This window comes from Ruthenibacterium sp. (assembly GCF_017421385.1).
GTDB classification, from domain to species: Bacteria; Bacillota; Clostridia; order Oscillospirales; family Ruminococcaceae; genus Ruthenibacterium; species Ruthenibacterium lactatiformans.
This window is the reverse complement of the sequence record NZ_JAFOIN010000023.1, coordinates 1-25,867: the sequence shown is the minus strand read 5'-3', so window position 1 is coordinate 25,867 and position 25,867 is coordinate 1. Positions and strand designations below refer to the sequence as shown.

28 protein-coding genes and 2 tRNA genes are annotated in these 25,867 nt (G+C 57.7%); 22 read left to right on the top strand and 8 right to left on the bottom strand.

Going from position 1 to position 25,867, the window contains the following annotated elements; all coding sequences use genetic code 11:
- From jag to rpmH, 5 genes are all read right to left on the bottom strand, one after another.
- On the bottom strand, positions 1-854 hold an 854-nt coding region (gene jag, locus IIY41_RS02980; RefSeq protein ID WP_287399623.1), incomplete at its 3' end, for an RNA-binding cell elongation regulator Jag/EloR.
- A gap of 30 nt (positions 855-884) precedes the next feature.
- Complete coding sequence (locus tag IIY41_RS02975; RefSeq protein ID WP_009323706.1) at positions 885-1,907, bottom strand: YidC/Oxa1 family membrane protein insertase; 1,023 nt, start codon at positions 1,905-1,907, stop codon at positions 885-887.
- 116 nt (positions 1,908-2,023) lie between these two features.
- Positions 2,024-2,317, bottom strand: coding sequence for a membrane protein insertion efficiency factor YidD (gene yidD / locus IIY41_RS02970; RefSeq protein ID WP_055080341.1), 294 nt, complete (start codon positions 2,315-2,317; stop codon positions 2,024-2,026).
- Positions 2,318-2,321: 4 nt separating this feature from the next.
- Positions 2,322-2,657 (bottom strand): ribonuclease P protein component, encoded by a 336-nt coding sequence (rnpA, locus tag IIY41_RS02965; protein ID WP_009323704.1) that lies wholly within the window; start codon positions 2,655-2,657, stop codon positions 2,322-2,324.
- Positions 2,658-2,832: 175 nt separating this feature from the next.
- Positions 2,833-2,967 carry a 50S ribosomal protein L34 gene (rpmH, locus tag IIY41_RS02960; RefSeq protein ID WP_009323703.1) on the bottom strand — a complete coding sequence of 45 codons (135 nt, stop codon included), beginning with the start codon at positions 2,965-2,967 and terminating at the stop codon, positions 2,833-2,835.
- Positions 2,968-3,317: 350 nt separating this feature from the next.
- Here rpmH and dnaA point away from each other — a divergent pair, with 350 nt between their 5' ends.
- The 22 genes from dnaA to IIY41_RS02850 all read left to right on the top strand — a co-directional run bounded on the left by dnaA (position 3,318) and on the right by IIY41_RS02850 (position 24,080).
- A complete protein-coding gene (gene dnaA, locus IIY41_RS02955; protein ID WP_009323702.1) occupies positions 3,318-4,613 on the top strand; it encodes a chromosomal replication initiator protein DnaA in 1,296 nt (431 codons plus the stop codon).
- A 276-nt stretch (positions 4,614-4,889) separates the two neighbouring features.
- Positions 4,890-5,990: a DNA polymerase III subunit beta gene (gene dnaN / locus IIY41_RS02950; protein WP_155201065.1), complete on the top strand. Its 1,101-nt coding sequence runs from the start codon at positions 4,890-4,892 to the stop codon at positions 5,988-5,990.
- On the top strand, positions 5,983-6,198 hold the full coding sequence (locus tag IIY41_RS02945; RefSeq protein WP_117473401.1) for an RNA-binding S4 domain-containing protein: 216 nt from the start codon (positions 5,983-5,985) through the stop codon (positions 6,196-6,198). The genes dnaN and IIY41_RS02945 overlap by 8 nt, the downstream gene beginning before the upstream one ends.
- A complete protein-coding gene (gene recF, locus IIY41_RS02940; protein ID WP_009323699.1) occupies positions 6,195-7,283 on the top strand; it encodes a DNA replication/repair protein RecF in 1,089 nt (362 codons plus the stop codon). The genes IIY41_RS02945 and recF overlap by 4 nt, the downstream gene beginning before the upstream one ends.
- A gap of 47 nt (positions 7,284-7,330) precedes the next feature.
- The gene (gene remB, locus IIY41_RS02935) at positions 7,331-7,603 is read left to right on the top strand and encodes an extracellular matrix regulator RemB (protein ID WP_009323698.1); all 273 of its coding nucleotides are present in this window, start codon (positions 7,331-7,333) and stop codon (positions 7,601-7,603) included.
- A gap of 149 nt (positions 7,604-7,752) precedes the next feature.
- On the top strand, positions 7,753-9,681 hold the full coding sequence (gene gyrB, locus IIY41_RS02930) for a DNA topoisomerase (ATP-hydrolyzing) subunit B (RefSeq protein ID WP_009323697.1): 1,929 nt from the start codon (positions 7,753-7,755) through the stop codon (positions 9,679-9,681).
- 90 nt (positions 9,682-9,771) lie between these two features.
- A complete protein-coding gene (gene gyrA / locus IIY41_RS02925) occupies positions 9,772-12,339 on the top strand; it encodes a DNA gyrase subunit A (RefSeq protein ID WP_287399616.1) in 2,568 nt (855 codons plus the stop codon).
- Between the two features lie 96 nt (positions 12,340-12,435).
- The gene (locus IIY41_RS02920) at positions 12,436-12,996 is read left to right on the top strand and encodes a hypothetical protein (RefSeq protein WP_287399614.1); all 561 of its coding nucleotides are present in this window, start codon (positions 12,436-12,438) and stop codon (positions 12,994-12,996) included.
- 15 nt (positions 12,997-13,011) lie between these two features.
- Positions 13,012-13,311 carry a hypothetical protein gene (locus IIY41_RS02915; RefSeq protein ID WP_009323694.1) on the top strand — a complete coding sequence of 100 codons (300 nt, stop codon included), beginning with the start codon at positions 13,012-13,014 and terminating at the stop codon, positions 13,309-13,311.
- A gap of 103 nt (positions 13,312-13,414) precedes the next feature.
- A complete protein-coding gene (locus tag IIY41_RS02910; protein ID WP_195839798.1) occupies positions 13,415-14,104 on the top strand; it encodes a GNAT family N-acetyltransferase in 690 nt (229 codons plus the stop codon).
- An 86-nt stretch (positions 14,105-14,190) separates the two neighbouring features.
- Positions 14,191-15,576, top strand: a complete 1,386-nt coding sequence (gene mnmE, locus IIY41_RS02905) for a tRNA uridine-5-carboxymethylaminomethyl(34) synthesis GTPase MnmE (RefSeq protein ID WP_287399612.1) — start codon at positions 14,191-14,193, stop codon at positions 15,574-15,576.
- A gap of 113 nt (positions 15,577-15,689) precedes the next feature.
- Entirely contained in the window at positions 15,690-16,091 is a 402-nt protein-coding gene (locus tag IIY41_RS02900) for a nuclear transport factor 2 family protein (RefSeq protein WP_287399611.1), read from the top strand.
- On the top strand, positions 16,078-16,464 hold the full coding sequence (locus tag IIY41_RS02895) for a DUF6483 family protein (protein WP_155201068.1): 387 nt from the start codon (positions 16,078-16,080) through the stop codon (positions 16,462-16,464). The genes IIY41_RS02900 and IIY41_RS02895 overlap by 14 nt, the downstream gene beginning before the upstream one ends.
- Before the next feature lie 17 nt (positions 16,465-16,481).
- Entirely contained in the window at positions 16,482-16,733 is a 252-nt protein-coding gene (locus tag IIY41_RS02890; RefSeq protein WP_009323689.1) for a fatty acid kinase subunit FakA-related protein, read from the top strand.
- Between the two features lie 36 nt (positions 16,734-16,769).
- On the top strand, positions 16,770-18,650 hold the full coding sequence (mnmG, locus tag IIY41_RS02885; protein ID WP_287399608.1) for a tRNA uridine-5-carboxymethylaminomethyl(34) synthesis enzyme MnmG: 1,881 nt from the start codon (positions 16,770-16,772) through the stop codon (positions 18,648-18,650).
- 5 nt (positions 18,651-18,655) lie between these two features.
- Entirely contained in the window at positions 18,656-19,357 is a 702-nt protein-coding gene (gene rsmG, locus IIY41_RS02880; protein WP_287399606.1) for a 16S rRNA (guanine(527)-N(7))-methyltransferase RsmG, read from the top strand.
- 149 nt (positions 19,358-19,506) lie between these two features.
- Positions 19,507-20,307, top strand: a complete 801-nt coding sequence (locus tag IIY41_RS02875) for a ParB/RepB/Spo0J family partition protein (RefSeq protein ID WP_009323686.1) — start codon at positions 19,507-19,509, stop codon at positions 20,305-20,307.
- Between the two features lie 360 nt (positions 20,308-20,667).
- The gene (locus tag IIY41_RS02870; RefSeq protein ID WP_117460746.1) at positions 20,668-21,441 is read left to right on the top strand and encodes a ParA family protein; all 774 of its coding nucleotides are present in this window, start codon (positions 20,668-20,670) and stop codon (positions 21,439-21,441) included.
- Between the two features lie 3 nt (positions 21,442-21,444).
- Positions 21,445-22,311 carry a ParB/RepB/Spo0J family partition protein gene (locus tag IIY41_RS02865; protein WP_009323684.1) on the top strand — a complete coding sequence of 289 codons (867 nt, stop codon included), beginning with the start codon at positions 21,445-21,447 and terminating at the stop codon, positions 22,309-22,311.
- Positions 22,311-23,597: a serine--tRNA ligase gene (gene serS, locus IIY41_RS02860; RefSeq protein WP_287399603.1), complete on the top strand. Its 1,287-nt coding sequence runs from the start codon at positions 22,311-22,313 to the stop codon at positions 23,595-23,597. The genes IIY41_RS02865 and serS overlap by 1 nt, the downstream gene beginning before the upstream one ends.
- A gap of 240 nt (positions 23,598-23,837) precedes the next feature.
- Positions 23,838-23,914, top strand: a tRNA-Met gene (locus IIY41_RS02855).
- 91 nt (positions 23,915-24,005) lie between these two features.
- Positions 24,006-24,080 (top strand) — tRNA-Glu (locus IIY41_RS02850).
- 325 nt (positions 24,081-24,405) lie between these two features.
- Here IIY41_RS02850 and IIY41_RS02845 read toward each other — a convergent pair.
- The 3 genes from IIY41_RS02845 to IIY41_RS02835 all read right to left on the bottom strand — a co-directional run.
- Entirely contained in the window at positions 24,406-24,714 is a 309-nt protein-coding gene (locus IIY41_RS02845; RefSeq protein ID WP_278659637.1) for a hypothetical protein, read from the bottom strand.
- 14 nt (positions 24,715-24,728) lie between these two features.
- A complete protein-coding gene (locus IIY41_RS02840; protein WP_009324412.1) occupies positions 24,729-25,037 on the bottom strand; it encodes a hypothetical protein in 309 nt (102 codons plus the stop codon).
- Between the two features lie 3 nt (positions 25,038-25,040).
- The coding region (locus IIY41_RS02835; RefSeq protein ID WP_287399600.1) for a M23 family metallopeptidase at positions 25,041-25,867 on the bottom strand (827 nt) is incomplete at its 5' end.

Here is a 25,867-nt window from a genome sequence, read left to right as displayed (position 1 = left end):
CCGCGTCCTGCGGGGCGGCCGCCCTTGCCGCCTTTGCCGCCGCGGTTATCCCGCGGGGGGCGGGCGCTGGGATTGGTGCTGGAAATAACAACACGGCGGTTTGCGCCCTCACCGATGGACTCGCTCTTTACGCCCTCCATCTCGCTGATGGCGGAATGGATGATGCGGCGCTCAGAGGGATTCATGGGCTCCAGCGTGTGGCCGCGGCCCGTGCGGGCCACCTTCGCGCCGATGCGCTTTGCCAGCGCTGTCAGGTTTGCCTCGCGCTTGGATCGGTAATGGTTGATGTCCAGACCGATCTTCATGTAGTCGCCGCCCGCGCGGTTTGCCACAAGGCTTGTCAGGTAGCTCAGCGCTTCCATCACTTCGCCCCGGTGGCCAATCAGCGTACCGGCGCTCTCGCCCTCAACCTTCAGGATGGTGGCCTCGCCCTGTTTGACGGGCGTGATGGTCAGGCCCTGCGCGCCCATTTTTGCGCAGATCTCCTTCAGATACTCCACCGCTTCGCGGGCCTTAGGGTTCTGCTCCAGGTCGATGGGCTCCTCAACAGGCCCTGCAGCGGGCTGTGCTTGCTCCGGCTGCGCGGCAGGGGCCCCGGCCTTGGGGGCGTCCGGCAACTCGGCTGCTTTCGGCGCGGCCTTTGGCAAAGGCTTTTCTTCCTTGGGCGCAGGCGCCTCAGGGACTTCCTCATCCTCCACATAGGCGCGCACCTTGGCCGGGATGCTCTTGAACAGCCTGCGCTGGGGCAGCTCCAGCACTTCAATGCCCGCCTCTTCGGCGCTTACGCCCAACTCGGCCAGCGCCAGCTCGGTGGCGTCCTCCACCGTTCTGCCTGTTTTGATCACTTCACGCATGGAAATATCCCTCCTTGAAAGCCCGGGGGCTTATTCGTCTTTGTAGCGTTCTTCGTCCAACTCACGGGCGCGGGCAAGGCGGATGCGCGCAAGCTCTGCTTCGCTTACTTCCTTTACCTGTTCCCTGCCGTCGTCTGTGGTCACTTTTACCTGTTTCTTTTTCTTCTTTTCCGCGCGTTTTGCTTCTATTTCCGCCTGGACCTGCTTTTTCATCTCTTCAGGGTCGTACATTTTCTTCAGGATAATGGACTGTACGAGCATCACAACGTTGGAAGCGGTGTAGTACAGAGAGAAGCCGACCGGCACCGTAAAGCCAAAGTACACGAACATCAGGCTCATGATCCAGGGCATCCACTTCATGGCGCCCTGCATCTCCTGTCCGCTCATCTTCATGGTGATGATCTGGGAAAGGATCATCGTCACCACCGAGAGGATGGGGATGATCATCAGCATCAGGCTGGCCGCGTCAAAAGCAAAATGGGGCACCCGGGAAAGGTCGATGCCCAGGAACATAAAGTTAAAATCGCTGATGCTGGCGATCTGGTCCGCGCTGAACACGCTGGAAAACACGTCCGGCGAGGATTTGACCGCGTTGATGATGTCGTTCTGAACCGTAAAATTGTTTGCCATCAGGTTCATGCCCAGTGCGCTGTTCGCAAGCTCCACGGCTTTGTCGATCAGTTCCTTTGGCACACGCAGGATGTACTGCAGCGGACGGTAAACAACTTCGATGAGGCCGAAAAGCACCAGGAAGTTCACAGCCATAGGCAGGCAGCCCGCCGTCATGGACATGCCCGTCTCCTGCTGGAACTTCATCAGTTCCTCCTGCTGGCGGTTCTTGTCATTGGCCCATTTTTTCTGTATCTCCTGCATCATGGGCTGATATGCCGACATCCGGGCCGTGCTCTTCTGCTGCTTGACGCTGAGCGGGAACATCAGTATCTTCGTGAGCAGCGTGAAGATGATGAGCGTCCAGCCGTAGCTCGGGATCAGCTTGTAGATCCATTCCATAATGATGCCGAGAAGGGGTGCGAGGAAACCTAAGAAATTCATATTCGCTGTCCTATTCTGCCCTGCGCCCGGGCGTTTTTTTTATGTGAAGTGGGACGCGCCGTGCGCATGCGGCGCGTATTTCGGTGTCCGTGCGGAAAGCGGCGCAGCCTCATTCCTTATTCCCTCTCCCCACCATCCTCAGCCGGAGCCTGTCCGGGCCGCAGCGGAGTGGGCGGGTCATTGCGCCATTTTCCCTTTGGGGGAACCGGGTCCAGCCCCGGCCTGCCGAAGGGGTTGCAGCGCAGAATGCGCCAGGTTGCCAAAAGGCTGCCTTTGAGCGCGCCGTGCACCCGCAGCGCTTCGATGGCATAAGCCGAGCAGGTGGGATAAAAACGGCAGTTATCACCCAAAAGCGGCGAAATAAATTTTTGATAGCCTTTTATCAGAAAAATGAGAAAGCGCTTCACCATAAACTCATTCCTGCACAAGGCCGGCGGCGCGCAGCTGCCTTTCCAGTGTTTTCGCCACCTGTGTGCTTTTCAGGCGCGGTGTCTGGCCGCGGGCCACCAGCACCAGGTCGTACCCGCCCACGTCCGGCGGCAGCACCTCGTACAGCGCGGCCCGCAGAACGCGGCGCGCGCGGTTGCGCGTTACGGCGTTGCCTATTTTTTTGCTTGCGGTGATGCCCACGCGCGTGCGGCCCAGACGATTTTTGTTCACATACAGCACCACATGCGGGTGCACGAACGATTTTCCGCGCGTGTATGCGCGCGCGAACTCATTGTTGCGTGTCAGGGGATGATAACGCATGGGTAAGGCCCTTTCATTTCATGGTATACGCAAAAAGGCCACCTGCCAGTGGCCTTGCTTCACGGCGGCGCCGCAGGGCGCGCCGTTTTCTTTTTTCCGCATCCCGGCCGGGACGCAGACGCATTTGCGCGGGCCGGCAGAAACGCCGGCCCGAACGCTGCTGAGCGCCGCCTTCTCAGGCAGCCAGCTTCGCGCGGCCTTTGGCGCGGCGGGCGGCCAGGACCTTGCGGCCGTTGCTGCTCTTGCTGCGGGCCAAAAAGCCGTGCTTTGTGGCGCGGTGGCGCTTCTTGGGCTGGAATGTACGTTTCATAAAAAAAGCTCCTCCCTGATGGAACCACAACATCTTGTAGTACCGTCTCTGCTCTTGTCTAGAAAGCCGTCTCTGCTGGCAGAGACAGCCTTGCAACATAAGAGTATAACCGAAAAAGCGGCTCTGTGTCAACACTTTTCTGCCTTTTTCCACCCGCCTGCATCCGCCGCCGGGGGACACGCGCGGTTTTTTCCGTCCGCATGTTTCAAACAGACCGCGTGCGGCAACGCTATCAGGGTATTCTATATTGTAAATAAAGTAATGTAGAGGAAAGAATTGTTCTGTATGAAAAAATGTGATATAATCTTATCAATATTGCATTGAATTGTTTGGGAGTTGTTTTTCATACTATGAGTTCATTCGACGAGGTTTTCGCCGCTGTAAAGGAGTACTGCAAGGAACGCCTTGTGCTGGCGACTTACAATCTTTTCATCGACGGCATCGAGCCAGTGTCCTTTGAGGGCAGTGTGGCCACGCTTTCCGTGCGCTCGGATTTTGTAAAGGGCATCGTGGAGACGCGCTATAAGGACCTTTTGCGTGAGGCGTTCAAGGAATTGCTGGGTTTTGACATCGATGTGGAGCTCACCATCCCGGCGCCTGTCGAACAGGCGCCCGCCGAGGTGCCCGGCGGCGGCAATTATGAATTTACGTTTGAAAACTTCATCGTCGGCTCCACCAACAAGTTTGCCCACGCAGCCGCGCAGGCCGTTGCGGCGAATCCATCCGGCGCTTATAACCCACTGTTCATCTGGGGCGGTTCGGGCCTGGGCAAAACGCACCTTCTCGGCGCCATCCAGTTTGAAATCCATAAAAATTTCCCGGATTATAACATCGTATACGTGGACGGTGAAAAATTTACCAACGAGATCATCAGCGCCATCCACGACAACACCACGGCGGAATTTCACAACAAATACCGCGCGGCCGACGTGCTGCTGGTGGACGATATCCAGTTCATCGGCGGCAAGGAATCCACGCAGGAGGAATTTTTCCACACCTTCAACACGCTGTATAACGCTGGCAAGCAGATCGTGCTTGTCAGCGACCGTCCCCCAAAGGAGATCAAAAGCCTGGAGGAGCGCCTGCGCACCCGTTTCGAAATGGGCCTGACGGCGGACATCCAGCCGCCGGATTTTGAAACGCGCGTGGCCATCATCCGCCGCAAGGCTGATCTGCTGGGCCTGGAAATGCCGGACGAAGTGGCCGAGTACATCGCCAACCGATTGAAAAACAACATCCGTCAGCTGGAGGGCGCGGTGAAAAAGCTGAACGCCTACCGTAAGCTGGAAGGCATCCAGCCCGTCATCGGCGCGGCTCAAAACGCCATCAAGGATATCCTGAACGAAACACAGCCCGTTCCCATCACCGTGGAGAAAATATTGTCCGAGGTGGCGCGCACTTACAATACGACGGCCGACATGCTGCGCGGGCCGTCCCGGCGCTCCAATGTTTCCAGCGCCCGCAAGGTGAGCATGTATGTAGTGCGGGAGATCACCGGCATGAGCATGGAGGACATCGGCAGCGAATTCGGCGGGCGGGACCACTCCACCGTTGTGTATTCCATCAACGATATGCAGAAAAAGCTGGAAACGGATACCCGCCTGCGGGAGACCGTGGAGGACATCATCAAAAACGTGCGGACCTGACGTAAAATCAGAGCTGCCGGGTCGGATAAGTTTTCAACATAGTTTTCAACTTTCAACAATCGTTTTCCACGGCTTTCAAAACCCTAAAATTCTCCGTGTTGAAATCCAACAAAAATTCAACACCGTTTTCACGCCCCAAAAACCTGGAAAAAACCGCGGCGGAATGCGCATGTATCAAACACATTCAACAAATCCACAGCCCCTATTACTACGTCTATTCACATATTTCTCTTTTAGGCTTATTTTTCAAAAATCCAAACAAAGGAGAACTTCCTCATGAAAATGATCTGTGACCGCACCCTGCTGTCTAACGCCGTGGCAGGCGTGTCCAAAGCCGTCACCCAGCGCAGCTCCATTCCGGTGCTGGAAGGCATCCTGATGAAAGCTGAGGGCTTCAGCCTGACGCTTACCGGCTACGACCTAGAAATGGGCATCACCACAAGCATCGAGGCAAACGTACTGGAGCCGGGCGAGGTCGTGCTTTCAGCCAAACTGCTGGGCGACATGGTGCGCCGCCTGTCCAGCAGCGAAGTGGAGATAACCGCCACCGAAACAAACGCCACCACCATCAAGGGCGGCATTACGGAATTCGATATCATGGGTATGAACCCCGGCGACTTCCCCGAGCTGCCCAGCCCCGGCGCGGACCATACGCTGGACCTGGAAACACCCACTTTCCGCGAAATGGTGGAGACCACGCTGTTCGCCGTTTCCCAAGACGACAAAAAACCCGCCCACACCGGCGAACTGTTCGCCATAGAACCGGATAAGCTGACAGTCGTCGCGCTGGACGGCTACCGGCTGGCCATCATCGAAAAACCCGTAAAGGCCGCAAAAGACATCAGTATCATCATCCCGGCCAAAACGCTGGCGGAAGCCATCAAGCTGTTCACCGACGACGACGAGGTGGTCCACATTGCGGCCAACCGCCGTTTTGTGGTGTTTTCTTCCCGCACCTACACGGTCATCAGCCGACTGATCGAAGGGGATTTTCTCGATTACAAGCGCGTCATCCCCGAGGGCTATCACACCCGTGTTACCGTGGACGTGCGTGATTTTTCAAATTCCATCGAGCGCGCAAGCCTCATCATCACCGAGCGTCTGAAAAACCCGCTGCGCATCACCTTCGACGGCAACATCACCGTGCGCTGTCAGACAACGCTGGGCAAGGTTGTCGACGAACTGGATGCAGAAATTGAGGGTGAACCTGTGGAGATCGGCTTCAACAACCGTTACCTGCTGGATGCACTGCGGTATTCCCGCTGCGACAAGCTGGTGTTTGAGGTGAGCGGTCCGCTCTCGCCTGTAAAAGTACTGCCCAAGGACGGCGGCGACTTTTTGTTCCTCGTTCTGCCTGTGAGGTTCAAAAATGACTGACCGTATCGTCATCCATACCGAGTTCATCAAGCTGGACGCGCTGCTGAAATACGCGGGCCTGTGTGAAACGGGCGGCGAAGCCAAGTCCGTGGTACAGGAGGGACTCGTCTGTGTGAACGGCGAGGCCTGCACCATGCGCGGCAAAAAAATACGCCCGGGCGACCGCGTCTCCTTCGGCGGAAGTGAAATCGAGGTAGCTGGCGCGTGATCCTGAAAGCTCTGGAGGTCGAAAATTACCGCAACATTCCGGCGGCGCGTTTTGAGCCGGGCCGGGAGCTGACCGTCATCTGCGGAAAAAACGGCCAAGGCAAGACGAACCTGCTGGAGGCCGTGTGGCTGCTGACCGGAGGCAAAAGCTTCCGCGGCGCAAAGGATGCGGAACTAATTCGCGAAAATGCCGGATACGCCGTAGCGGAGGGCGAAACGCAGGGCTTTGGCAAAGAGAGCCGCATCCGCGTTTTTGTGGGCGGGCAGCCGGGCGCGCGCAAGGCGCGCACTGTGCGCGTCAACGGCGTGGATTACGGGCGCGCGGCCAACGCGGCGGGAACATTCACGGCCGTTGTGTTCGACCCCGGCCACCTGAGCCTCGTGAAGGGAAGCCCGGAGGGACGGCGGCGTTTTCTGGATGCAGCGTTATGTCAGCTTTATCCGGGCTATGTGACGCTTCTGCGCCAGTATTCCCGGCTGGTGACGCAAAAGAACGCCCTTTTGAAAAGCTACTGGCAGACGCCGGATGCGAACGGTCTGCTGGATGTGTTCGACGAAAAGCTGGCCGAGAGCGGTGCGGCTGTCAGCGCAAAAAGACAGGAATATCTTGCGCTCATCGAGCCGGAGATCACGGGGACATACCGGGACATCGCCAGCGGCAGCGAAACGCTGGCCATTCAGTACGAGCCGTCTTTCGAGCCGGAAAAGGGCCTTGCGCCCGTGCTGCGGGAAAGCCGGGCGCGGGACATCGCGGCAGGCTTCTGTACGGCGGGACCTCACCGGGAGGATTTTTCCATTTCCATCGACGGCCGGGCGGCAAAGGTTTTCGCCAGCCAGGGGCAGCAGCGCAGCGCTGTGCTCAGCCTGAAGCTGGCCGAGGCTGCGGGCGCGCAAAAAATCACGGGCGAGCATCCTGTGATGCTGCTGGACGACGTGCTTTCCGAGCTGGATGAAACGCGGCAGTCTTACCTGCTCAGCCGAATGGAGCACCGCCAGACCATCGTTACCGCCTGTGATCCGGATCTGTTCCGCAGAACCAGCGGCCGGGTATACCGCATGGAGGGCGGCATACTGCACGCGCTGTAAAAGCGCGGCTGCAGCACAAAACGCATCACCCAAAAACGGAGGTTTTTATGTATCTTCATCTCGGACAGGAGAGCATTGTGCGCACCCGGGACATTCTCGGGATATTCGATTTGGACACTGCTTCGCTTTCCCGGCACACCCGCGATTATCTTGCGGCCGCCGAGAAAGCGGGCCGCGTGGTAACTGTGACGGGCGAGCTGCCCAAAAGCTTTATCGTAACTACGGGAGAATCGCCCGCCGTATACATCAGCCAGATCTCCGCGGGCACGCTGAAAAAGCGCAGCGGGTATGTGGACGGCATCAGCAACATCGAAAAATAGGGAGCCGCCGGAAAATAGAGCGGCTCCCAGGTTCCGCGCCGCCGCGGCTTTCTTCGTGTAAAGCCCGCGCCGCGTTTGAAATACCACCTCTTTCCCCGCCCGCCCCCTGTGGCGGACGGCGGAAAAATTATAAGTTTGGAGAATGTGTCATGTCAGAACAGCAACATCCGCAGCATGAATACGACGGCAGCCAGATCCAGGTGCTGGAGGGCCTCGAGGCCGTCCGCAAGCGCCCGGGCATGTATATCGGCTCCACCGGGCCGCGCGGCCTGCACCATCTGGTGTACGAAATCGTGGACAACGCCATCGACGAAGCGCTCGCCGGCTTCTGCGACCATATCGAGGTCAATATCCGGGAGGGCAATATCATCCGCGTAACGGACAACGGCCGCGGCATCCCTGTGGATATCCAGCCGAAATTGGGCATCCCGGCCGTTACCGTGGTATTCACCATCCTGCACGCGGGCGGCAAATTCGGCGGTGACAATTCCGGGTACAAGGTCGCCGGCGGTCTGCACGGCGTGGGCGCCAGCGTCGTTAACGCGCTGAGCGAATGGCTCAATGTCGTGGTGCGCAAGGACGGCGTGGCATACAAACAGAGTTTTAAGCGCGGTGTGGCTGACGCCGACCTGCAGAATCTGGGCCCCACGGACGAACCGGACGGAACGACGGTCACGTTCAAGCCGGACCCCGAGATGTTCGAGGTGCTGGACTACGATTATGACACTCTGAACACACGCCTGCGCGAAGAGGCGTTCTTGAATGCCGGCGTGCGCATCACGCTGACGGACGAGCGCGCCGGGCAGGAAAAGCAGGAGAGCATGTGCTACGAGGGCGGCATCCGCAGCTTTGTGGACCACATCCACCAAAAGCGGCAGCTTGAGGTGCTGCACCCGGACGTAATCTATCTGAAGGGGCAGCTTAACGACTCCATCGCCGAAGTGGCGCTTCAGTATAACAACAGCTACAACGAGCTGATCCTTTCCTTTGCAAACAATGTAAACACTCCGGACGGCGGTACCCATGAGGAGGGCTTTAAATCCGCGCTCACCCGTGTGTTCAACGATTTCGGCCGTGAAAAGGGTTATATCAAGGAGAAGGACGACAACCTTTCCGGCTCGGACGTGCGCGAAGGCCTGACAGCCGTCATCAGCGTGAAGCTGACGGAGGCGCAGTTCGAAGGACAGACAAAGGCGAAGCTGGGCAATACCGAGATAAGGGGCCTTGTCTCCGGCATCGTGTACGACAAGCTGAAGGAATTTTTTGAAGAAAATCCGGCGGTGGCAAAGGCCATTTATGAAAAAGCCATGCAGGCCGCCCGTGCCCGCGAGGCCGCCAAAAAAGCGCGCGAGCTGGTGCGCCGCAAGTCTGCGCTGGAAAACAGCCGTATGCCCGGCAAGCTGGCGGACTGCCGTGAGAAGGACCCCACGAAAACAGAAATCTACATCGTGGAGGGCGATTCCGCCGGCGGCAGCGCCAAGATGGGGCGCGATTCCAAAATACAGGCTATCCTTCCGCTGTGGGGCAAGATGCTCAACGTGGAAAAGGCGCGCATCGACAAAATTTACGGCAACGACAAGCTTACTCCTGTTGTGACGGCGCTGGGCTGCGGCCTGGGCGAGGAGTTCGACGTCTCCAAGCTGCGCTACCACAAGGTATTCATCATGGCCGATGCCGACGTGGACGGCAGCCATATCTGCACGCTGCTGCTCACGTTCTTCTTCCGGTATATGCGTCCGCTCATTGAAGGAGGTTATGTGTATATCGCACAGCCGCCGCTGTTCAAGCTGCAGAAGGGAAAGCAGGTACGCTACGCGTACAACGAGCCTGAAATGAGCCAGATCTCCGCCGAGATGGGCCAGGGCACCAAGGTGAGCCGTTACAAAGGCCTTGGCGAAATGAATCCCGAGCAGCTTTGGGAGACCACGATGGACCCGGAGCACCGTGTGATCGTGCAGATCACCATCGAGGACGCGATGGCCGCCGACGAGGCGTTCACAATCCTGATGGGCGACAAGGTGGAGCCGCGCAAAGAGTTCATTGAAAGGAACGCCCAGTACGCGAATCTGGATGTCTGACGGCGTGGCCCGTCGGACAATGCCGTATAAAAAGCGCACGGCTGCAGGGCAGCACGGCGCACAAGTGCCTTTGAAAGATAGGAAGATAACATGATTGATAACACGATAACCGAAGGGACGAGGCTCATCGTCCGGGACATCAAGGAGGAAATGGAGTCCGCCTTCATCGACTATTCGATGTCCGTCATCACGGCCCGCGCGCTGCCTGACGTGCGCGACGGCCTGAAGCCCGTGCACCGGCGTATTCTGTACACGATGCACGAGCGCGGCAACGACCCGTCTCATCCCACCAAAAAGTCCGCCGATACGGTCGGCGCGGTGCTGGGCTCGTACCATCCCCACGGCGACGCATCCGTATATGACGCGATGGTGCGTCTGGCGCAGGATTTCTCCATGCGGTACCCGCTTGTGGAGGGACAGGGAAACTTCGGTTCTGTGGACGGCGACCCCCCTGCCGCCTACCGTTACACTGAGGCCCGCATGAGCAAGATGAGCGTGGACCTCATGCGCGATATCGAAAAGGATACCGTGGATTTCGTGCCGAACTTCGACGAGTCCAAGCAGGAACCCAGCGTGCTGCCCTGCCGCGTGCCGAACCTGCTCATCAACGGCTCCAGCGGCATTGCCGTGGGTATGGCCACCAATATTCCGCCCCACAACATGCGGGAGGTCATCGACGGCATCGTCGCGCTGATCCATGACCCGGACATCGACCTGGCCGGCCTGATGGAGCACATCAAGGGGCCGGACTTCCCCACCGGCGGCGTCATTATGGGCCGCAGCGGCATCCGTGCCGCATATGCCACGGGCCGCGGCAAGATCACGCTGCGCGGCCGTGCTGCCATCGAAGAAAAATCCAACGGGCGTTTTCAGATCATCATCACCGAGATCCCCTATATGGTGAACAAAGCGCGCATGATCGAAAACATCGCGGACCTTGTGAAAGAAAAGCGGATCGACGGCATTTCCGACCTGAACGACGAATCCAACCGCGAAGGCATGCGCGTGGTGGTGGAACTCAAGCGCGAGGCGAACCCCCAGGTGGTGCTCAACCAATTGTACCGCTTTACTCAATTGCAGGACACCGTTGGCGTTATCATGCTGGCGCTGGACAAGGGCGTGCCCAAGGTAATGACGCTCAAAGAGATGCTTCAGAAATATCTGGCGTTTCAGGATGAGGTCATCCGCAGGCGCACCCAGTTCGACCTGAAGAAGGCCGAGGAGCGCGCTCATATTCTGGAGGGCCTGCGCCGCGCCGTGGACATCGTGGATGAGATCATCGCCGCGATTCGCGCGTGCAAGGGCGGCAAGCCCGAGGCAAAAGCCGCCATCATGGAAAAATTCGGTTTTGACGACCCGCAGGCAACAGCCATCGTCAATTTCCAACTGGGCCAGTTGGCGGGCCTTGAGATTTTGAAAATAGAGAACGAATTGGGCGACCTGCATACGAAGATCGACGACTGGCGCGGCATTCTGGCCGACGATGCAAAGGTGCTGCAGGTGGTGGAGGATGAGCTGAACGCCATGCGTGAAAAGTACGGCGATGACCGCCGTACCGAGATTGCCCATGTCTCCGGCGAAGTGGATATTGAGGATCTCATCCCCGAGGAGGAAAGCGTGTTCACGTTGACGCACGCAGGCTACATCAAGCGGCAGCCGTCGGATACGTATCAGGCGCAGCGCCGCGGCGGCCGCGGCATCACAGCCTTGTCCCGCAAGGATGAAGATTTTGTGGAAGAGCTGTTCCTTGCCTCTACGCATGACTATATCCTGTTTGTAACGGATATGGGCCGCGTGTACCGGCTGAAAGGATACCAGGTGTACGAGGGCAGCCGTACCAGCCGCGGCGTGAACATTGTGAACCTGCTGCCTCTGCAGGACGGCGAACAGGTGACGAGCATGCTGCGCGTGTCTGGCGGCGACAACGCCGAAGGCTATTTGACGATGGTCACAAAAGCGGGCGTCATCAAGCGCACGGCTCTGGCAAATTACAGCAACATCCGCAAAAACGGACTTATCGCCATCAACCTGAACGAGGGAGACTCCCTTGCGTGGACTCGTATCACCAGCGGCGAAGACGAGCTGATCGTTGCGACGCGGAACGGCATGGCCATCCGCATCAGTGAGAACGATGCCCGTCCGCTGGGCCGCACGGCCACAGGCGTCCGAGCCATCCGCCTGAAAGAGGGCGACAGCGTTGTGGGCGTGGGTGTCGTACGCGAGGGCGCAACGGTGCTCACCGTTACGGAAGAAGGCAAGGGGCGGCGCACGGACGTGCGGGATTACCGAACCCAGTACCGCGGCGGCCTGGGAATCCGGAACTACGGCAGCAAAGGCCACGTCGCGGGGCTTAAGGTCATCGACGACACCGACGATATCATTCTCATCAGCCTGGAGGGCATCATCATCCGCATGCATGTGGAGGATATCAACGTGCAGAGCCGCTATGGTTCGGGTGTGCGCGTGATGCGCCTGGGCGAGGGCGACCGCGTGGTGACGGTTGCCCGCACCGAGCATTCCGACGAGGAGGAGACCGCAAAGCCCGAGGACGACGGCGCCGAGGAGGAGCTTTCCGCCGAAGAGCTGGCGGCTCTGGAGGCTGAGGAAGCGCAGAATGCCGCCGGCGAAGAAGGCGCGGCGCCGGAGGACGGCGAGTAAGCTTTCCGCTCCGGCAGAAAAGAGCCCGGCTGAAAAGCAGCCGCAGCAAGGAACCGTCCCCCGGCCGGGGAAAAATAAGGATGGAAGGGTTGCTTTTTGAAACAGGGAAAACAGATCTCAGCGGTGCTGTTCGGAGTTTTGGCCGTATTTCAGATGTTCATTGTGCGGTACATGATGAACAATGCCGCGCTCACGGGCGTGCCCATTATGGTTTTGGCGGAGATTGCGGCCGCGCCCGTTTTTGCGGCCGCGTGCGTGTGGCTGTTCAGCCGGGACGGCGTGCTTTCTCCCGTGGGCAAAAAGGTGCTTGCGGGCAGCGCGCTGTTCTATCTGCTGTTTATTGCGGTGTACTATGATCTGGAGGTCAATCTGATCCTTTCCGGACTGTCCACCCTCGGGCAGGAATTGGCGGATGGTTTGACGCCGGGCTATCTCGGCATGGCGGCGAAGGTGGTGCTGCTGGTGCTGGCCGTCGGGTTTGCCGTAACGGCGCCGAAAAAGCCCGGCGAGCCGTCGGAGCTGAAGGAAGTGCTCCAGGAGGCGGCCGAGGCGATGAGCCTGGACAAGGAAACCATGGAAAAAGAAGTGGAACAGGCGGTTTCCGCCTTTGAAGAAAACATCGGCGCCGGAGAACAGGACGGCGGCGAGAAACAGTAAAAGGAGAAGCGTCCTATGGATATGAAAAACTGGAATGTAGACAAAACACAGATCGCCGCCCAGCAGGAGGCACTGAAAAAAAGCATGAATTTTGCTTATGTGGGCCACGGCCCAAAAGCCACGGGCTTTATGGCAAAGCAGTTTAAACGTAAGCCGGGCCTGTACGCGCGCTGTGTGCAGTGCGGCTATTACATGCCTCTGGATGCCAAGGGCGAGGAGACCTGCCTTTGCGGAAACCTGCGCCGCGACGAGCACAGCTTCAAAAGCGATCTGCCCGCCACGGAAGTGGAAATCTTCAAGGGCACGAAGCGGTAAGAGGGCGCAAAAAAGCGACATACGGCCGCCCGTGCGCGGGGAGGAGCGCTTCTCCCCTGCCCGGACGGCCTTCCCTGTTATTCGGATCAAAGGAGGCCGTATCGTGACAGCGGAGGAGTACCTTGCCGCGGAGCCTGTGGGCAATGCGGATCTTTTGGAGATGCTGCGCCGGGGCACGGCGGACGTTTTATACTGCACACAGCATGCGCTGGCCATGCATGAGCGTGCCAGCGGCGCGGCGGTGCTTTGCGCCGAAACGGAGCGGGAGGCGCGCGCGGCGCTGGCACATCTGCCCCGCACCGGGCTTTATGTGGCCCACGGTGCGTTGTGCGCCCGCCTTCTTCGGGAGGAAACAGGCTGTACAGGCGGACAAAAGTGCCGTCAGGCACGGTATTTGCGGCCTGTGCCGCCCGCGCCCGTGCCGGGCGTGGAACTGCGCATTCTGGATGAAAGCCATACGGACCTTGTGTTTGAACACTACCACATGGCGCCGGGCCGGGATTATGTAGCGGAACGCCTTGCCGCGGGCGCAATGACGGGCGCGTTTTTGGATGGCGTGCTGGCGGGCTTCATTGGCATCCACGAGGAAGGCAGCATCGGTATGCTGGAGGTCCTGCCGGCTTATCGGCGGCGCGGCCTTGGCTACGCCCTGGAGGCGGGAGCCATCCGCCGCGCACTGAAGGAGGGCGCTATCCCCTATTGTCAAGTCATTGAGGGCAATACGGCTTCTATGGAGCTGCAGAAAAAGCTGGGTCTGGAATTTTCAGATGGGTTTGTGTATTGGCTGTTCTAAAATATTTGAGCTGCCTGAAGATATGTTCTATCTTGAGAACCATTCACATTTGTGCTACAATTAAACGAATTTGAAAAGAAAGGGGCATGCGGGCTTTGGTGCAGCAGAATGGGACCATCGCGGCCATTGCTACGCCGCCGGGCGTGGGGGGCATCGCCGTCGTGCGTATTTCCGGCAGCGGGGCTTACAGCGTGGCCGAAGCGGTATTCCGGCCCAAAAATCCGAATAAAAGCCTGCGTGCCGCGTCGGGTTATACAGCGCTGTTCGGCCATTTTGTGGAGGACGGGGCGCTGTGCGACGAGGTGGTAGCGCTTTGCTTCCGCGCGCCTCACAGCTATACGGGCGAGGATGTGGTGGAGCTTTCCTGCCACGGCGGCAGCGCCGTGAGCGCGCGTCTGCTGCGCGCCTGCTGTGCGGCTGGCGCTGCTCCGGCCGGGCCGGGCGAATTTACAAAACGCGCGTTTTTGTCCGGGCGTATCTCGCTCACACAGGCGGAAGCTGTAATGGACCTGATCAACGCTACCTCCCGGCAGGCCGCCGCTGCCGCCGCTGCCGCCATGGAAGGAGCGCTGTACGCAAAGATAAAATCTGTGCAGGAAAACCTTGTGTCGCTCGCCGGACATATCGCCGCCTATACGGATTATCCGGAGGAAGATGTACCGGAGCTTTCGATGGGGGCGCTGGAAGCTTCCCTCGGGTGCGCGAAGGCGGCGCTGGATAAGCTGATTGCGGGCTATGATGCGGGCGCGGTGCTGCGCCGCGGTGTGGACACAGCCATCATCGGCAGCCCAAACGTGGGCAAAAGCACGCTGCTGAACCTGCTCTCCGGTTTTGAGCGTGCCATCGTTACGCCCGTGGCGGGTACCACACGGGACGTGGTGGAGCAGGAGATCCAGCTGGCCGGGGTTCGTCTGCTTCTGGCGGATACGGCGGGTATCCGGGACACCGACGATCTGGTGGAGGCGGAAGGCATCCGCCGCAGCTACCGCCACTTGGAACGCGCCGGCCTGGTCCTTGCAGTGTTCGACGGCTCCGCGCCTCTCTCCCCCGCCGATCTTTCGCTGGCGGAAAAGTGCGCGGGCCGGCCGGCCGTGGCGATCCTCAATAAAACGGACCTGCCGCAGCAGGCGGATGAAGAAAGTTTGCGGCCTTATTTCAGCACGGTGGTGAACATCAGCGCGAAGGACGCGGCGTTTCTTCCGGCGGTGGAGCAGGCGGTCACAGACGCGCTTCATTTGGCGGAAGCGGACCCCGACGCAGGGCTTCTGGCAAATGAGCGCCAGCTCGCTGCCGCCCGCACAGCACAGGCTGCGCTTGCGGACGCGCTGGAGGCTGTAAACGGCGGATACACGCTGGACGCAGCGGGCGTATGCGTGGATGACGCTCTGCATGCGCTGTACGAATTGACTGGGGAAAATGCCGGGGATGATGTGATCGACGAAGTATTTTCCAGGTTTTGTGTCGGTAAATAAAGTACAATAATTGAAATTATATTATAATATTACAAATTGTATTATATTTTGGTCGTTTCTTTACAAGAAAACAAAGCGCACGGAAAGACGACCTTTCGGAAAGGAATGGAAAAATGGATTCTGCTGCGTTGGCACAGGCATTGTGGGCGGATATCGGCGCGCAGCGGTGGGATGCGCTGGCCGCATATTTCCTGCCTGGTGCGCTGATTTTCTGGCATAACACCGACGAGTGCTTCACCGCAGAGGAATTTGTGCGGGCCAACCGTGAATATCCCGGGAACTGGCGGATAGAGATAGAACGTGTCCATGCACTGGCGGATGTGGCGGCAACAGCCGTGCGGGTATACGGTCCGGATGGAACTTCTTTCCACGCCGCGTCATTTTTTACGTTCCGGCACGGAAAAATCGTCCGCCTGGATGAATATTGGGGCGATGACGGCCCCGCGCCGGAGTGGCGGCGCGCGCTGGGCATCGGCAGGCCCATCCAAAGGGAGGACCGGTATGGCGGCGAATGATTATCTGATGCGTCAGATCGAGGATATGGCCCGTTTTTTGGGGAAAGTGCTGTTCGTCAAAACCGAAGAGACGATTCCGTTGTTCGACGAACAGGGCAATGTACTGGAGAGCGGTTTGCTTTATAAGCGCCTGTGTGCCATGCTGGAGGAGGGAGATGCAAACAGCGCGGAAAATCTGCTGTTTGACGAAGTGGAAGCTCATCCCGGCCCGGCATATTTGCAGGTGGCTGTGCAGTTCTATGCCGATTTGCAGCATTGGACGGACGCGGCGCTGGAAGCGGCTGATTTTTCCCGTCAGGAGGTTTTGGACGGCCTTGCAGCCGTGAAAGAGCTGTATGAGAAAAGGGCCGGCGGGCAGAAAGCGAAAGAATAAAACAGGAGAGCTGCAGTATGACGGAATTTCGGTATGACACACAGCTCCTGATCGAGGGCGAAAACCTGGATGAGGACACGGTGCACGACCATTTCACCCGGCACTTTAAAGGCGACTGCCTGCTGGCCGTGGGGGATGAAAATCTCATCAAAATACATTTTCACACAAACGAACCCTGGCAGGTACTGGAATATTGTGCGGGACTGGGGGAAATTTTCGATATCGTGGTGGAGGATATGGACCGGCAGGCGCGCGGCTTAAAGGGCTGAGCGGCAGGCCGGACAAAGAAACGGGGCAAACGGACATTGGATATTTTAGGCGGTTATGAAGTTGTGGTCATCGGTGCAGGGCACGCGGGAATAGAAGCCGCCTGCGCCGCGGCGAAGCTGGGTGCGAAGACGGCGCTGTTCACGCTCACGCTGGACGGCATCGGGAATCTGCCCTGCAATCCGTCCATCGGAGGCACGGCCAAGGGGCATCTTGTGCGGGAGATCGACGCGCTGGGCGGTGTGATGGGGATTGCGGCGGACGCCACTTTTTTGCAGAGCCGCATGCTGAACATGGGAAAAGGGCCGGCCGTCCATTCCCTGCGCGTGCAAACGGACAGGCGCAAATACCACGCCTATATGAAGCAGCTGCTGGAAAAGACGCAGAATCTGGAAGTCAAGCAGGCCGAGATCACGGCTGTGGACATCCGGGACGGCGCGGTGTGCGGAGTGTGCACGCATCTGGGCGGATATTACAGGGCTGACGCCGTGATCGTTGCGACAGGAACTTATCTGGGCGGCCGTATTTTTGTGGGCGAGGCCAGCTATGCCAGCGGGCCGGACGGCCAGCATGCCGCCTGCGCGCTGACAGAGAGCCTGCGCGCCGCGGGCGTGCCGCTGCGCCGTTTCAAGACCGGAACGCCGGCCCGGGTACACCGGCGCAGCATCGATTTTTCAAAGCTCACCCGCCAGCCCGGGGACGAGAGCATCCAGCCTTTTTCCTTTCTGACAAAGAGCAAGATGAAAAATAAGGTGGATTGCTATATAGCCTTCACCAATGAGGAGACGCATCGTGTTATCCATGCGAACCTGCACCGCAGCCCGTTGTACGGCGGAAAGATCGAGGGCGTCGGCCCGCGATATTGTCCGTCTATTGAGGACAAGGTGGTGCGCTTTGCGGAAAAGCCGCGGCACCAGATATTTGTGGAGCCGTGCGGGCTGGACACCGAGGAAATGTACCTGCAGGGTATGAGCTCCAGCCTGCCCGAGGCTGTGCAGAATGAAATGTACCGTACCATAGAGGGCTTCGAGCATTTGGAGATCATGCGCCCGGCTTACGCCATCGAGTATGATTGTGCTGACCCTACGGCGCTTGCACCCACGCTGGAGTTCAAGGAGATACGCGGCCTGTATGGCGCGGGCCAGTTCAACGGCACATCCGGCTACGAGGAAGCGGCGGCTCAGGGCCTGCTGGCGGGCCTCAACGCGGCGCGCGCGGTACAGGGCAGGCCGGGCATTGTGCTTAAACGGCAGGAAAGCTATATCGGCACGCTGGTGGACGACCTTGTGACGAAGGGCGTGCTGGACCCTTACCGCATGATGACGAGCCGCAGCGAATACCGCCTGTATCTCCGGCAGGACAACGCCGACGAGCGGCTCACGCCGCTGGGCCGGGAGATTGGTTTGGTGGACGACGCGCGCTGGGCGGAGTTCAACCATCGCCGGGCCGTGCGCCGGGAGGAAGCTGCCCGCCTGACAAAAGTGGTTGTGCGTCCTGCGGATGCGAACCCGGTCCTTGCGGAAAAAGGCGAGCCGCTTCTCACAAGCGGGGCCTCGGCCGCAGAGCTTCTGCGACGTCCCGCGTTGCGTTATACCGACATTGCACGGATGCTGCCGGAAAACCCGGACGTCACGCCCTTTATCGCCTATTGCCTGGAAACGGAGATCAAATATGAGGGCTATATCAAACGCCAGCAGAGCCAGATCGGCGCGGTGAAACGGCAGGAAGAAACGCCGATTCCCGAGGATTTTGATTACGCGCCGTTAACGGGCTTGCGTCTGGAGGCTCGGGAGAAGCTGGCGAAGATACGTCCCCGTTCCGTGGGGCAGGCGGCGCGGATTCCGGGCGTCGGCCCGGCGGATGTTGCCTGCCTTGCGGTGGAGCTGGCGAAACGGCGCAGAAGTGAGGGAAAGGAATAAAAGCTATGATTGATACAGAGCGCCTCATCCGGAAGGCGGCGGCTTACGGCATCGACGCAGCTCCCGTGGTACGGAAGCTGGACGAATATGCCGCGCTGCTGGTGGAATACAATCAAAAAGTAAACCTTACCGCCATTACGGATACCGAAGGCATTGAGGATCGTCATTTCATCGACAGCCTGCTGCTGGCCGCGCGCCCGGAGGTGTGCGGGCGTATGGTGGATGTTGGCACGGGCGCAGGGTTTCCCGGCATTGTGGCGAAGCTGTTTCGCCCGGAGCTGGATCTGACGCTGATGGAGCCGACGGGCAAGCGGGTCGATTTTTTGAAATATGCCTGCAGTGCGCTGGGCGTGGAAGCCGAATTCGCCAAGGAGCGCGCAGAGGAAGCCGCGCGCAAGCAATGGCGCGAGAGCTTTGACGTGGCCACGGCCCGGGCCGTGGCCGCACTGCCGGTGCTGGCCGAGTATTGCCTGCCCTTGCTGAGGCGGGGCGGCGTGTTCATTGCCATGAAAGGCAGCGGCGCGGATGAGGAAATTGATGCCGCGCAGGGTGCGGTTGCCAAGCTGGGCGGGAAATATGCGGGCCGTCAGGATGTGACGTTGCCTGACGGTTCGGCCCGGACGCTTATTTTGTATGAAAAAATATCGCAAACTCCGCCTGTTTACCCAAGAAACGGCGGCAAAATCGCAAAAGCCCCGTTGAAATGACATCCGGTTGTCGAATGATGTAAATGGAAATAACTGGAAATATTAGCGTATCCGTGCTACAATTTGTCTTGTTGCAAGATGTTGGCGCGGATACGCTTTTTTCTTTTCCCTTTTCGGCGTATTTCCCGCGTGCAAAGGAGGAACCCGATTTGGCGAAAGAGAAACCAGCGGAACAGACGAAGGTATGGCTGCTTCCCATTGAAAAAATCACACCGTCGCCTTTTCAAGCGCGCACAGTATTTGATGAAGGCGAGATCAAAAAACTGGCGGTGAGTATTTTGCAAAACGGACTGCTGCAGCCCATCAGTGTCCGCCCTACAGTAGACGGGCGGTATCAGCTGATTGCCGGGGAACGCCGCCTGCGGGCATGCAAGCTGACGGGTATGGAAACGATCCCCGCGATCATCTATCATTTTGAGGATGAAAAGACGGCTGCTCTGAGTTTGCTGGAGAACCTGCAGCGGGAACAGCTGGGGCCGTTTGAACAAGCACGTGCATTACGTGACCTGTTGAACCTTTGGAATTGCACGCAGGAGGCGGGTGCACGCAGGCTGGGTATTGCGCAGCCTACACTGGCCAATAAGCTGCGCCTCTTGACTTTGACGCAGGAACAGCAGGATATCTGTACCGAAGCAAACCTGACGGAACGCCATGCACGGGCGGTGCTTCGGCTGCCGACTTCAGAGCTGCGCACAAAGGCGCTTCGCACAGCAGCAGAGCGGGGTTATAATGTACAGCAGACCGAGGCGTTGGTGGAGCGGGTCCTTTCTCACAAATCAAAACCGAAGCGCAGTGTTATGGTGCGGGATGTGCGTATTTTTGTAAATACCATAGACCGTGCCGTAAAGATGATGACGGGAAGCGGTATTCCGGCAACGGCTGAAAAGCGTGAACAGGCGGATTACATAGAGTATGTGGTGCGAATTCCGACACACCGGCCCGTCAATTGAATATTTTTAAGATTAAGCCGGCCGTCTTACCGTACAAGAGCCTCTCACAGTCGTGCTCCTGTGAATTTTGTAAAGTTTGTATACGGCCCTTTAAAATTGCGTTCTCCTTCTTCTCCATCCAAACGCCGGGCGGATGTTCCACGTGGAACATCCGCCCGGCGTTTTTATATGGATTGTTCCACGTGGAACAAATGTTTTGCAGGAAAAGGAAAATGCATATGTTCCACGTGGAACATTTTGCGGAAAAGGCCTTTTAAAGCCCCCCAAGCTGTGTTATACTAAAACACAGCGGTGTAAGCAGAAAAAGCTGCCTTTAAAATCATAGTGTTGAATGTATACAGAAGACCGGAGGGAAAACCGTTGGGAAAAGTGATCGCAGTCGCCAATCAAAAAGGCGGGGTGGGAAAAACCACAACAGCCGTAAATCTGGCGTCCAGTGTTGCGGCGCAGGGCAAGCATGTTCTGATTGTTGACCTGGACCCGCAAGGCAATACTACCAGCGGCTTCGGCGTGACAAAGCGCAGTGTGAAAACCAGCGTATATCAGCTTTTAACGGGGGAGGCACCGGCCTCTGCGGGCATTCAGCACACAAAATACCGTGTGGACCTGATTGCCTCCAATATCCAATTGTCCGGTGCAGGCCTGGAATTGGTAAATATGGAACGTCGGGAATCCCGTCTGCGGGAGGCCTTGACACCGGTCCTGAATCAATACGATTTTATTTTTATCGACTGTCCCCCTTCCCTGGACCTGCTCACTCTCAACGGGCTGTGCGCCTGCGATACGGTATTGGTCCCCATACAGTGTGAATTTTTTGCGCTGGAAGGTCTGTCGGAGCTGATGAACACCATCCGAAATGTCAAAAAGATGTATAACCCTTACATTGAGATAGAAGGCGTACTGCTGACGATGTACGACGGAAGACTGAATTTGACGCTTCAGGTCGTGCAGGAAGTGAAAAAATACTTTGGTAATAAGGTTTATAAGACAACGATTCCACGCAATGTACGGCTTTCAGAAGCGCCCAGCTTCGGCGCGCCCATCAATTACTACGACGGCGCGTCCAAAGGTGCAGAAGCATACGCTTATCTTGCGGCGGAATTCATCAAAAACAATAAGAAAGGCGGTGCGTGACGCATGGCAAAAAAAGGAGGCCTCGGCAGAGGTCTTGACATCCTGTTTCAGGATACAGGCGCGGGCGGCGGCGATGAAGGCGTCAGCACGCTGCGTCTTGCGGAAATAGAGCCGGACAAAAATCAGCCGCGCAAAGCGTTTGACGATACGGCATTGTCCGAGCTTGCGGCCAGTATTACAGAGCACGGCGTTTTGCAGCCAATCGTGGTGCGTCCGTCCCCCGCAGGGGGGTATATCATTGTAGCGGGCGAACGCCGCTGGCGTGCTGCGCGCCTGGCGGGTCTGACGGAGATCCCTGCATTGATCAAGGATATCTCGGACACACAGGCCATGGAGATTGCTCTCATTGAAAATCTTCAGCGCGAGGACCTGGACCCCGTGGAAGAGGCTTTGGGATACCGTCAGCTCATGGAACGGTGCAGCTATACGCAGGAAGCGGCCGCAGCACGGCTTTCCAAAAGCCGCAGCGCGGTGGCAAACAGTCTTCGCCTTCTGAACCTGCCGGAAAAAGCGCTGGGATATCTGCGCGCGGGCAAGCTGTCTGCCGGGCATGCGAAAGCTGTGCTCTCGCTGGAAAGCCGCGAAGCGCAGCAGCAGGCGGCAGACATCATCGTCAAAGAAGGGCTGAATGTACGCCAGGCAGAAGCGCTCTGCAAAAAAATGGCGAAAAAACCCCGTCCCAAGCGGGAACTCACCCTCCCTCCCCTGCCCTGTGAGGTGGAATTGAGCCTGAAAGAGGCTCTGGGTACTGAAGTACATGTGCAGTACAAAGAAGGCAAAGGCAGCCTGAATGTGAGTTTCTATTCCGACGAACAGCTTAGGGCGTTTGCGAATCTCTTGGGAAAATATGAAAAGGAGCGAAATCTATAATGCTGGATATCAAATTTGTACGGGAAAACCCCGAACTTGTAAAGGAAAATATCAAAAAGAAATTTCAGGACAGCAAGCTGCTGCTGGTGGATGAAGTGATCGCGCTGGATGCCGAATACCGCGCAGCCATTACCGAGGGCGATGGGCTGCGCGCACAGCGCAATAAGCTGTCCAAAAGCATTGGTGCGCTGATGGCACAAGGCAAAAAGGACGAAGCGGAAGCTGTGAAAAAGCAGGTCACCGAGCAGGCGGATCGCCTGAAAGAGTTGGAGATGCGTGAGGCGGAGCTTCAGGAGGAAGTACGCCAGCGGATGCTTGTCATCCCAAATATGCTGGACCCCAGTGTACCCATCGGCCGCGACGACAGCGAGAATGTGGAGGTACAGCGTTTTGGTGAGCCTGTTGTGCCGGATTTTGAAATCCCCTATCATACCGAGATCATGGAACGCTTTGGCGGTATCGACCTGGACAGCGCCCGCCGTGTGGCGGGCAATGGGTTCTATTACCTGCTTGGGGATATTGCCCGCCTGCATGAAGCCGTTCTGGCATATGCCCGGGATTTTATGATCGAAAAGGGCTTCACCTATGTCATTCCCCCGTTCATGATGCATGGCAGCGTGGTGCAGGGTGTAATGAGCTTTCCCGAAATGGACGCCATGATGTATAAGATCGAAGGCGAAGATCTGTATCTCATCGGCACGTCTGAACACACGATGATCGGCCGTTTTGTAGACCAGCTCATCCCTGAGGCCCAGCTTCCGCTGACGCTCACCAGCTATTCCCCCTGCTTCCGCAAGGAAAAAGGCGCTCACGGCTTGGAGGAGCGCGGCATTTACCGTATCCACCAGTTTGAAAAGCAGGAAATGATCGTGCTCTGCAAGCCGGAGGACAGCATGGCATGGTACGAAAAGCTGTGGCGCAACAGTGTAGAGCTGTTCCGCAGCCTGGATATCCCGGTGCGACAGCTGGAATGCTGCTCCGGGGACCTGGCGGATCTGAAGGTGAAGAGCTGCGACATCGAAGCATGGAGCCCCCGCCAGCAGAAATATTTCGAGGTATGCAGCTGCTCAAATCTGGGCGACGCACAGAGCCGCCGCCTGAAGATCCGCATCAAAGGCGAGGACGGGAAAAACTATCTGCCGCATACGCTGAACAATACCTGTGTGGCTCCGCCCCGCATGCTTATCGCGTTTTTGGAAAATAATTTGCGTGCTGACGGCAGCGTGCGCATTCCCGAGGTGCTGCGTCCCTACATGGGTGGGAAGGCAGAATTGCAGAAAGTATAATTGGAAAATAATGGAAAATATCCCCGGCTTTTCCAATGTGAGCCGGGGATATTTGGATTTCCATGCTTTTTCACCTGCAAAAGACTCAGACAAAGAATTATTTTGTTTGCCTCTGGGAACACTGGAAAGGCGGAGCGGGGAAAAAGCCGGAATACTGCGGGAATTTCCGTGAAAAATGCTTGACAACAGGGAACCTTTTCTATATAATATCAGATGCACCACTTTTCTGTGGTTGTTTGTGGCGGTATAGCTCAGTTGGCTAGAGCATTCGGTTCATACCCGAAGTGTCACCGGTTCGAATCCAGTTACCGCTACCACATTACAGGGTTTTGCTGAAAGTTGCGGGGTACTTGCTGCAATCGCGGCGGGTGTGAGGCTTTGGCAATATTCAGCAAAATCCTGTATTATGGCCCGATGGTCAAGCGGTCAAGACATCGCCCTTTCACGGCGGTAACCCGGGTTCGATTCCCGGTCGGGTCACCACATGTATAGTACTTGCAGTATGCTTAATGGCCTGCAATATCTCATATTTGCGTGGAGTATACCACGCGCTTAAAAGAGAGCTGCCAATGTGCAGCTCTTTCTTTTATTATTTTACCTCATTGCATTCTTGTCCTCTTGCATCGTTGATGAACTGTATAAATTTAACGGAATTTTAGCTGACAAAACCATATTATTGTGGTATTGTATCCTCATAGCCGCGCTCCCCACTTCGCGCGGTGTACGCTGCCCTCGTCCGTTATTCACGGGCGGGGCAGTTTTTTATAAAATAAAAAAGCCCCCGAGATTCGGGGGCTTTCGTCATATACTATTCAGTTTTCGCCGCGCCCAGCGCCTGCAACTTCTTTACGAGGTCGCTCACATAATTCGCGCCTCGACTGGCAAAAACGCCCGTAAGCGCAATGCCAATCCATGCCACATTAAAATTCACGCCCAGCGCGGCGTAGAAGTCCGCTCCAACACCAAAGCACAGCAGCACGCCCAGCGCCACGGCACCCGCCTGCGTGGCGGCGGTTTTCCATTGCTTTTCTATGATTGCTTTTCCGAAGGTCTTGGCGTATTCGATCAGCGCCTCCACCGTTACGGCCATCATAAGTACAAGTACGATCATGTTCATTGTCCTTTTCCTTTCTATCCGTTTCTAATTTTAAGTGTTTCACAGCGCCGCACAATATCGCCCACAGAATGGTCGCCGTCGCCCAGCGCCTCGTATTCCTTGTAGCAGCCTTTCAGCGTTTCCATGCCATAGGGCGGGATTTCTCCGGCCTCAAGGTAATGCAGGCCCAAATCGATGATTTTCGCGCGCAACAGCATTTTCACGCCGCGCTCCACAGCTTTGTCCTTTTGATTTGTGTTTCGGATGCGCGCCCCCGCCCACCCGGCAAACGCCGTTACGATGGGCAGAAGAGCCGTAAACAGGTTTTGAAGGAAGTTCCACACAGCCTATACCTCCGCGACATATGCCTTGGCACTTTCAAGGCGCTTGTCCGTTTCAGCAGCGCGCTTCTCGGCTGCGTCGGCGCGCTGCACCTCTGTGTCGGCGCGACGGGCCTCCGCGTCTGCCCGAGCGTTTGCCGCCTCAAGCTGCGCTTTCAGCTCCTCTGCGCCGCCGCCCGCACTTCCCTGCGCCACGCAGGCCGCGAACGCGTCGCCCGGGGAGAGCGTCACAAGCTGGCAGCGGTCGGCCAGCACGGCGGCGTAACGCTGCACTCCCGCCACAAAGATGCGAACCCAGCTGTACCCGTCGGAGTTGCCCACCTCGGCCTGCACCGGGTAGCACACTCCCTCGGTCAGCTTTCCGCCGTTATAGTGCTTGTCCACCGCATTCACATCGGGCGCGGTGAACACCTCGCATTTGCCGCTCGTCACTTTCAGAAATTTCATGTCGCTTTCCTCCGTTTCGTCGATTGCTTCACCGTATGTACCAACGGCGTTGGGGTGCCCGGTGTATGCCGTTGGGTCAAGCCCCGCCCCGGCGGCTGTGGCCCGCACCTCGAAATGGCAGTGTGCAAAGGGCGGGCTTGCCAGCGCCGCGTTGCCCGTGCTGCCCATCACCGCCAGCGCGTCGCCGCTTTCCACCCGCTGGCCCACGGATACCAGATTCCGCGCGTTGTGGCAGAAATACAGGTAGTTCACCGCGTCCGGCGTCTGGCCCGCGTCCAGCTCCACGCACACGTACCAGCCCCATTCCCACGTTTTGCTGCCCGTGGACCTGTCCACCTTGCGGGCCGTAACGACCCGCCCGGAAATGCTTTTGCCCTTGTAATCGG

Coding starts and splice junctions, on each gene's coding strand:
- IIY41_RS02975 (WP_009323706.1), bottom strand. CDS start 1,907: ATGAATTTCTTAGGTTTCCTCGCACCCCTTCTCGGCATCATTATGGAA.
- yidD (WP_055080341.1), bottom strand. CDS start 2,317: ATGGTGAAGCGCTTTCTCATTTTTCTGATAAAAGGCTATCAAAAATTT.
- rnpA (WP_009323704.1), bottom strand. CDS start 2,657: ATGCGTTATCATCCCCTGACACGCAACAATGAGTTCGCGCGCGCATAC.
- rpmH (WP_009323703.1), bottom strand. CDS start 2,967: ATGAAACGTACATTCCAGCCCAAGAAGCGCCACCGCGCCACAAAGCAC.
- dnaA (WP_009323702.1), top strand. CDS start 3,318: ATGAGTTCATTCGACGAGGTTTTCGCCGCTGTAAAGGAGTACTGCAAG.
- dnaN (WP_155201065.1), top strand. CDS start 4,890: ATGAAAATGATCTGTGACCGCACCCTGCTGTCTAACGCCGTGGCAGGC.
- IIY41_RS02945 (WP_117473401.1), top strand. CDS start 5,983: ATGACTGACCGTATCGTCATCCATACCGAGTTCATCAAGCTGGACGCG.
- remB (WP_009323698.1), top strand. CDS start 7,331: ATGTATCTTCATCTCGGACAGGAGAGCATTGTGCGCACCCGGGACATT.
- gyrB (WP_009323697.1), top strand. CDS start 7,753: ATGTCAGAACAGCAACATCCGCAGCATGAATACGACGGCAGCCAGATC.
- gyrA (WP_287399616.1), top strand. CDS start 9,772: ATGATTGATAACACGATAACCGAAGGGACGAGGCTCATCGTCCGGGAC.
- IIY41_RS02915 (WP_009323694.1), top strand. CDS start 13,012: ATGGATATGAAAAACTGGAATGTAGACAAAACACAGATCGCCGCCCAG.
- mnmE (WP_287399612.1), top strand. CDS start 14,191: ATGCGGGCTTTGGTGCAGCAGAATGGGACCATCGCGGCCATTGCTACG.
- IIY41_RS02900 (WP_287399611.1), top strand. CDS start 15,690: ATGGATTCTGCTGCGTTGGCACAGGCATTGTGGGCGGATATCGGCGCG.
- IIY41_RS02895 (WP_155201068.1), top strand. CDS start 16,078: ATGGCGGCGAATGATTATCTGATGCGTCAGATCGAGGATATGGCCCGT.
- IIY41_RS02890 (WP_009323689.1), top strand. CDS start 16,482: ATGACGGAATTTCGGTATGACACACAGCTCCTGATCGAGGGCGAAAAC.
- rsmG (WP_287399606.1), top strand. CDS start 18,656: ATGATTGATACAGAGCGCCTCATCCGGAAGGCGGCGGCTTACGGCATC.
- IIY41_RS02865 (WP_009323684.1), top strand. CDS start 21,445: ATGGCAAAAAAAGGAGGCCTCGGCAGAGGTCTTGACATCCTGTTTCAG.
- serS (WP_287399603.1), top strand. CDS start 22,311: ATGCTGGATATCAAATTTGTACGGGAAAACCCCGAACTTGTAAAGGAA.
- IIY41_RS02845 (WP_278659637.1), bottom strand. CDS start 24,714: ATGAACATGATCGTACTTGTACTTATGATGGCCGTAACGGTGGAGGCG.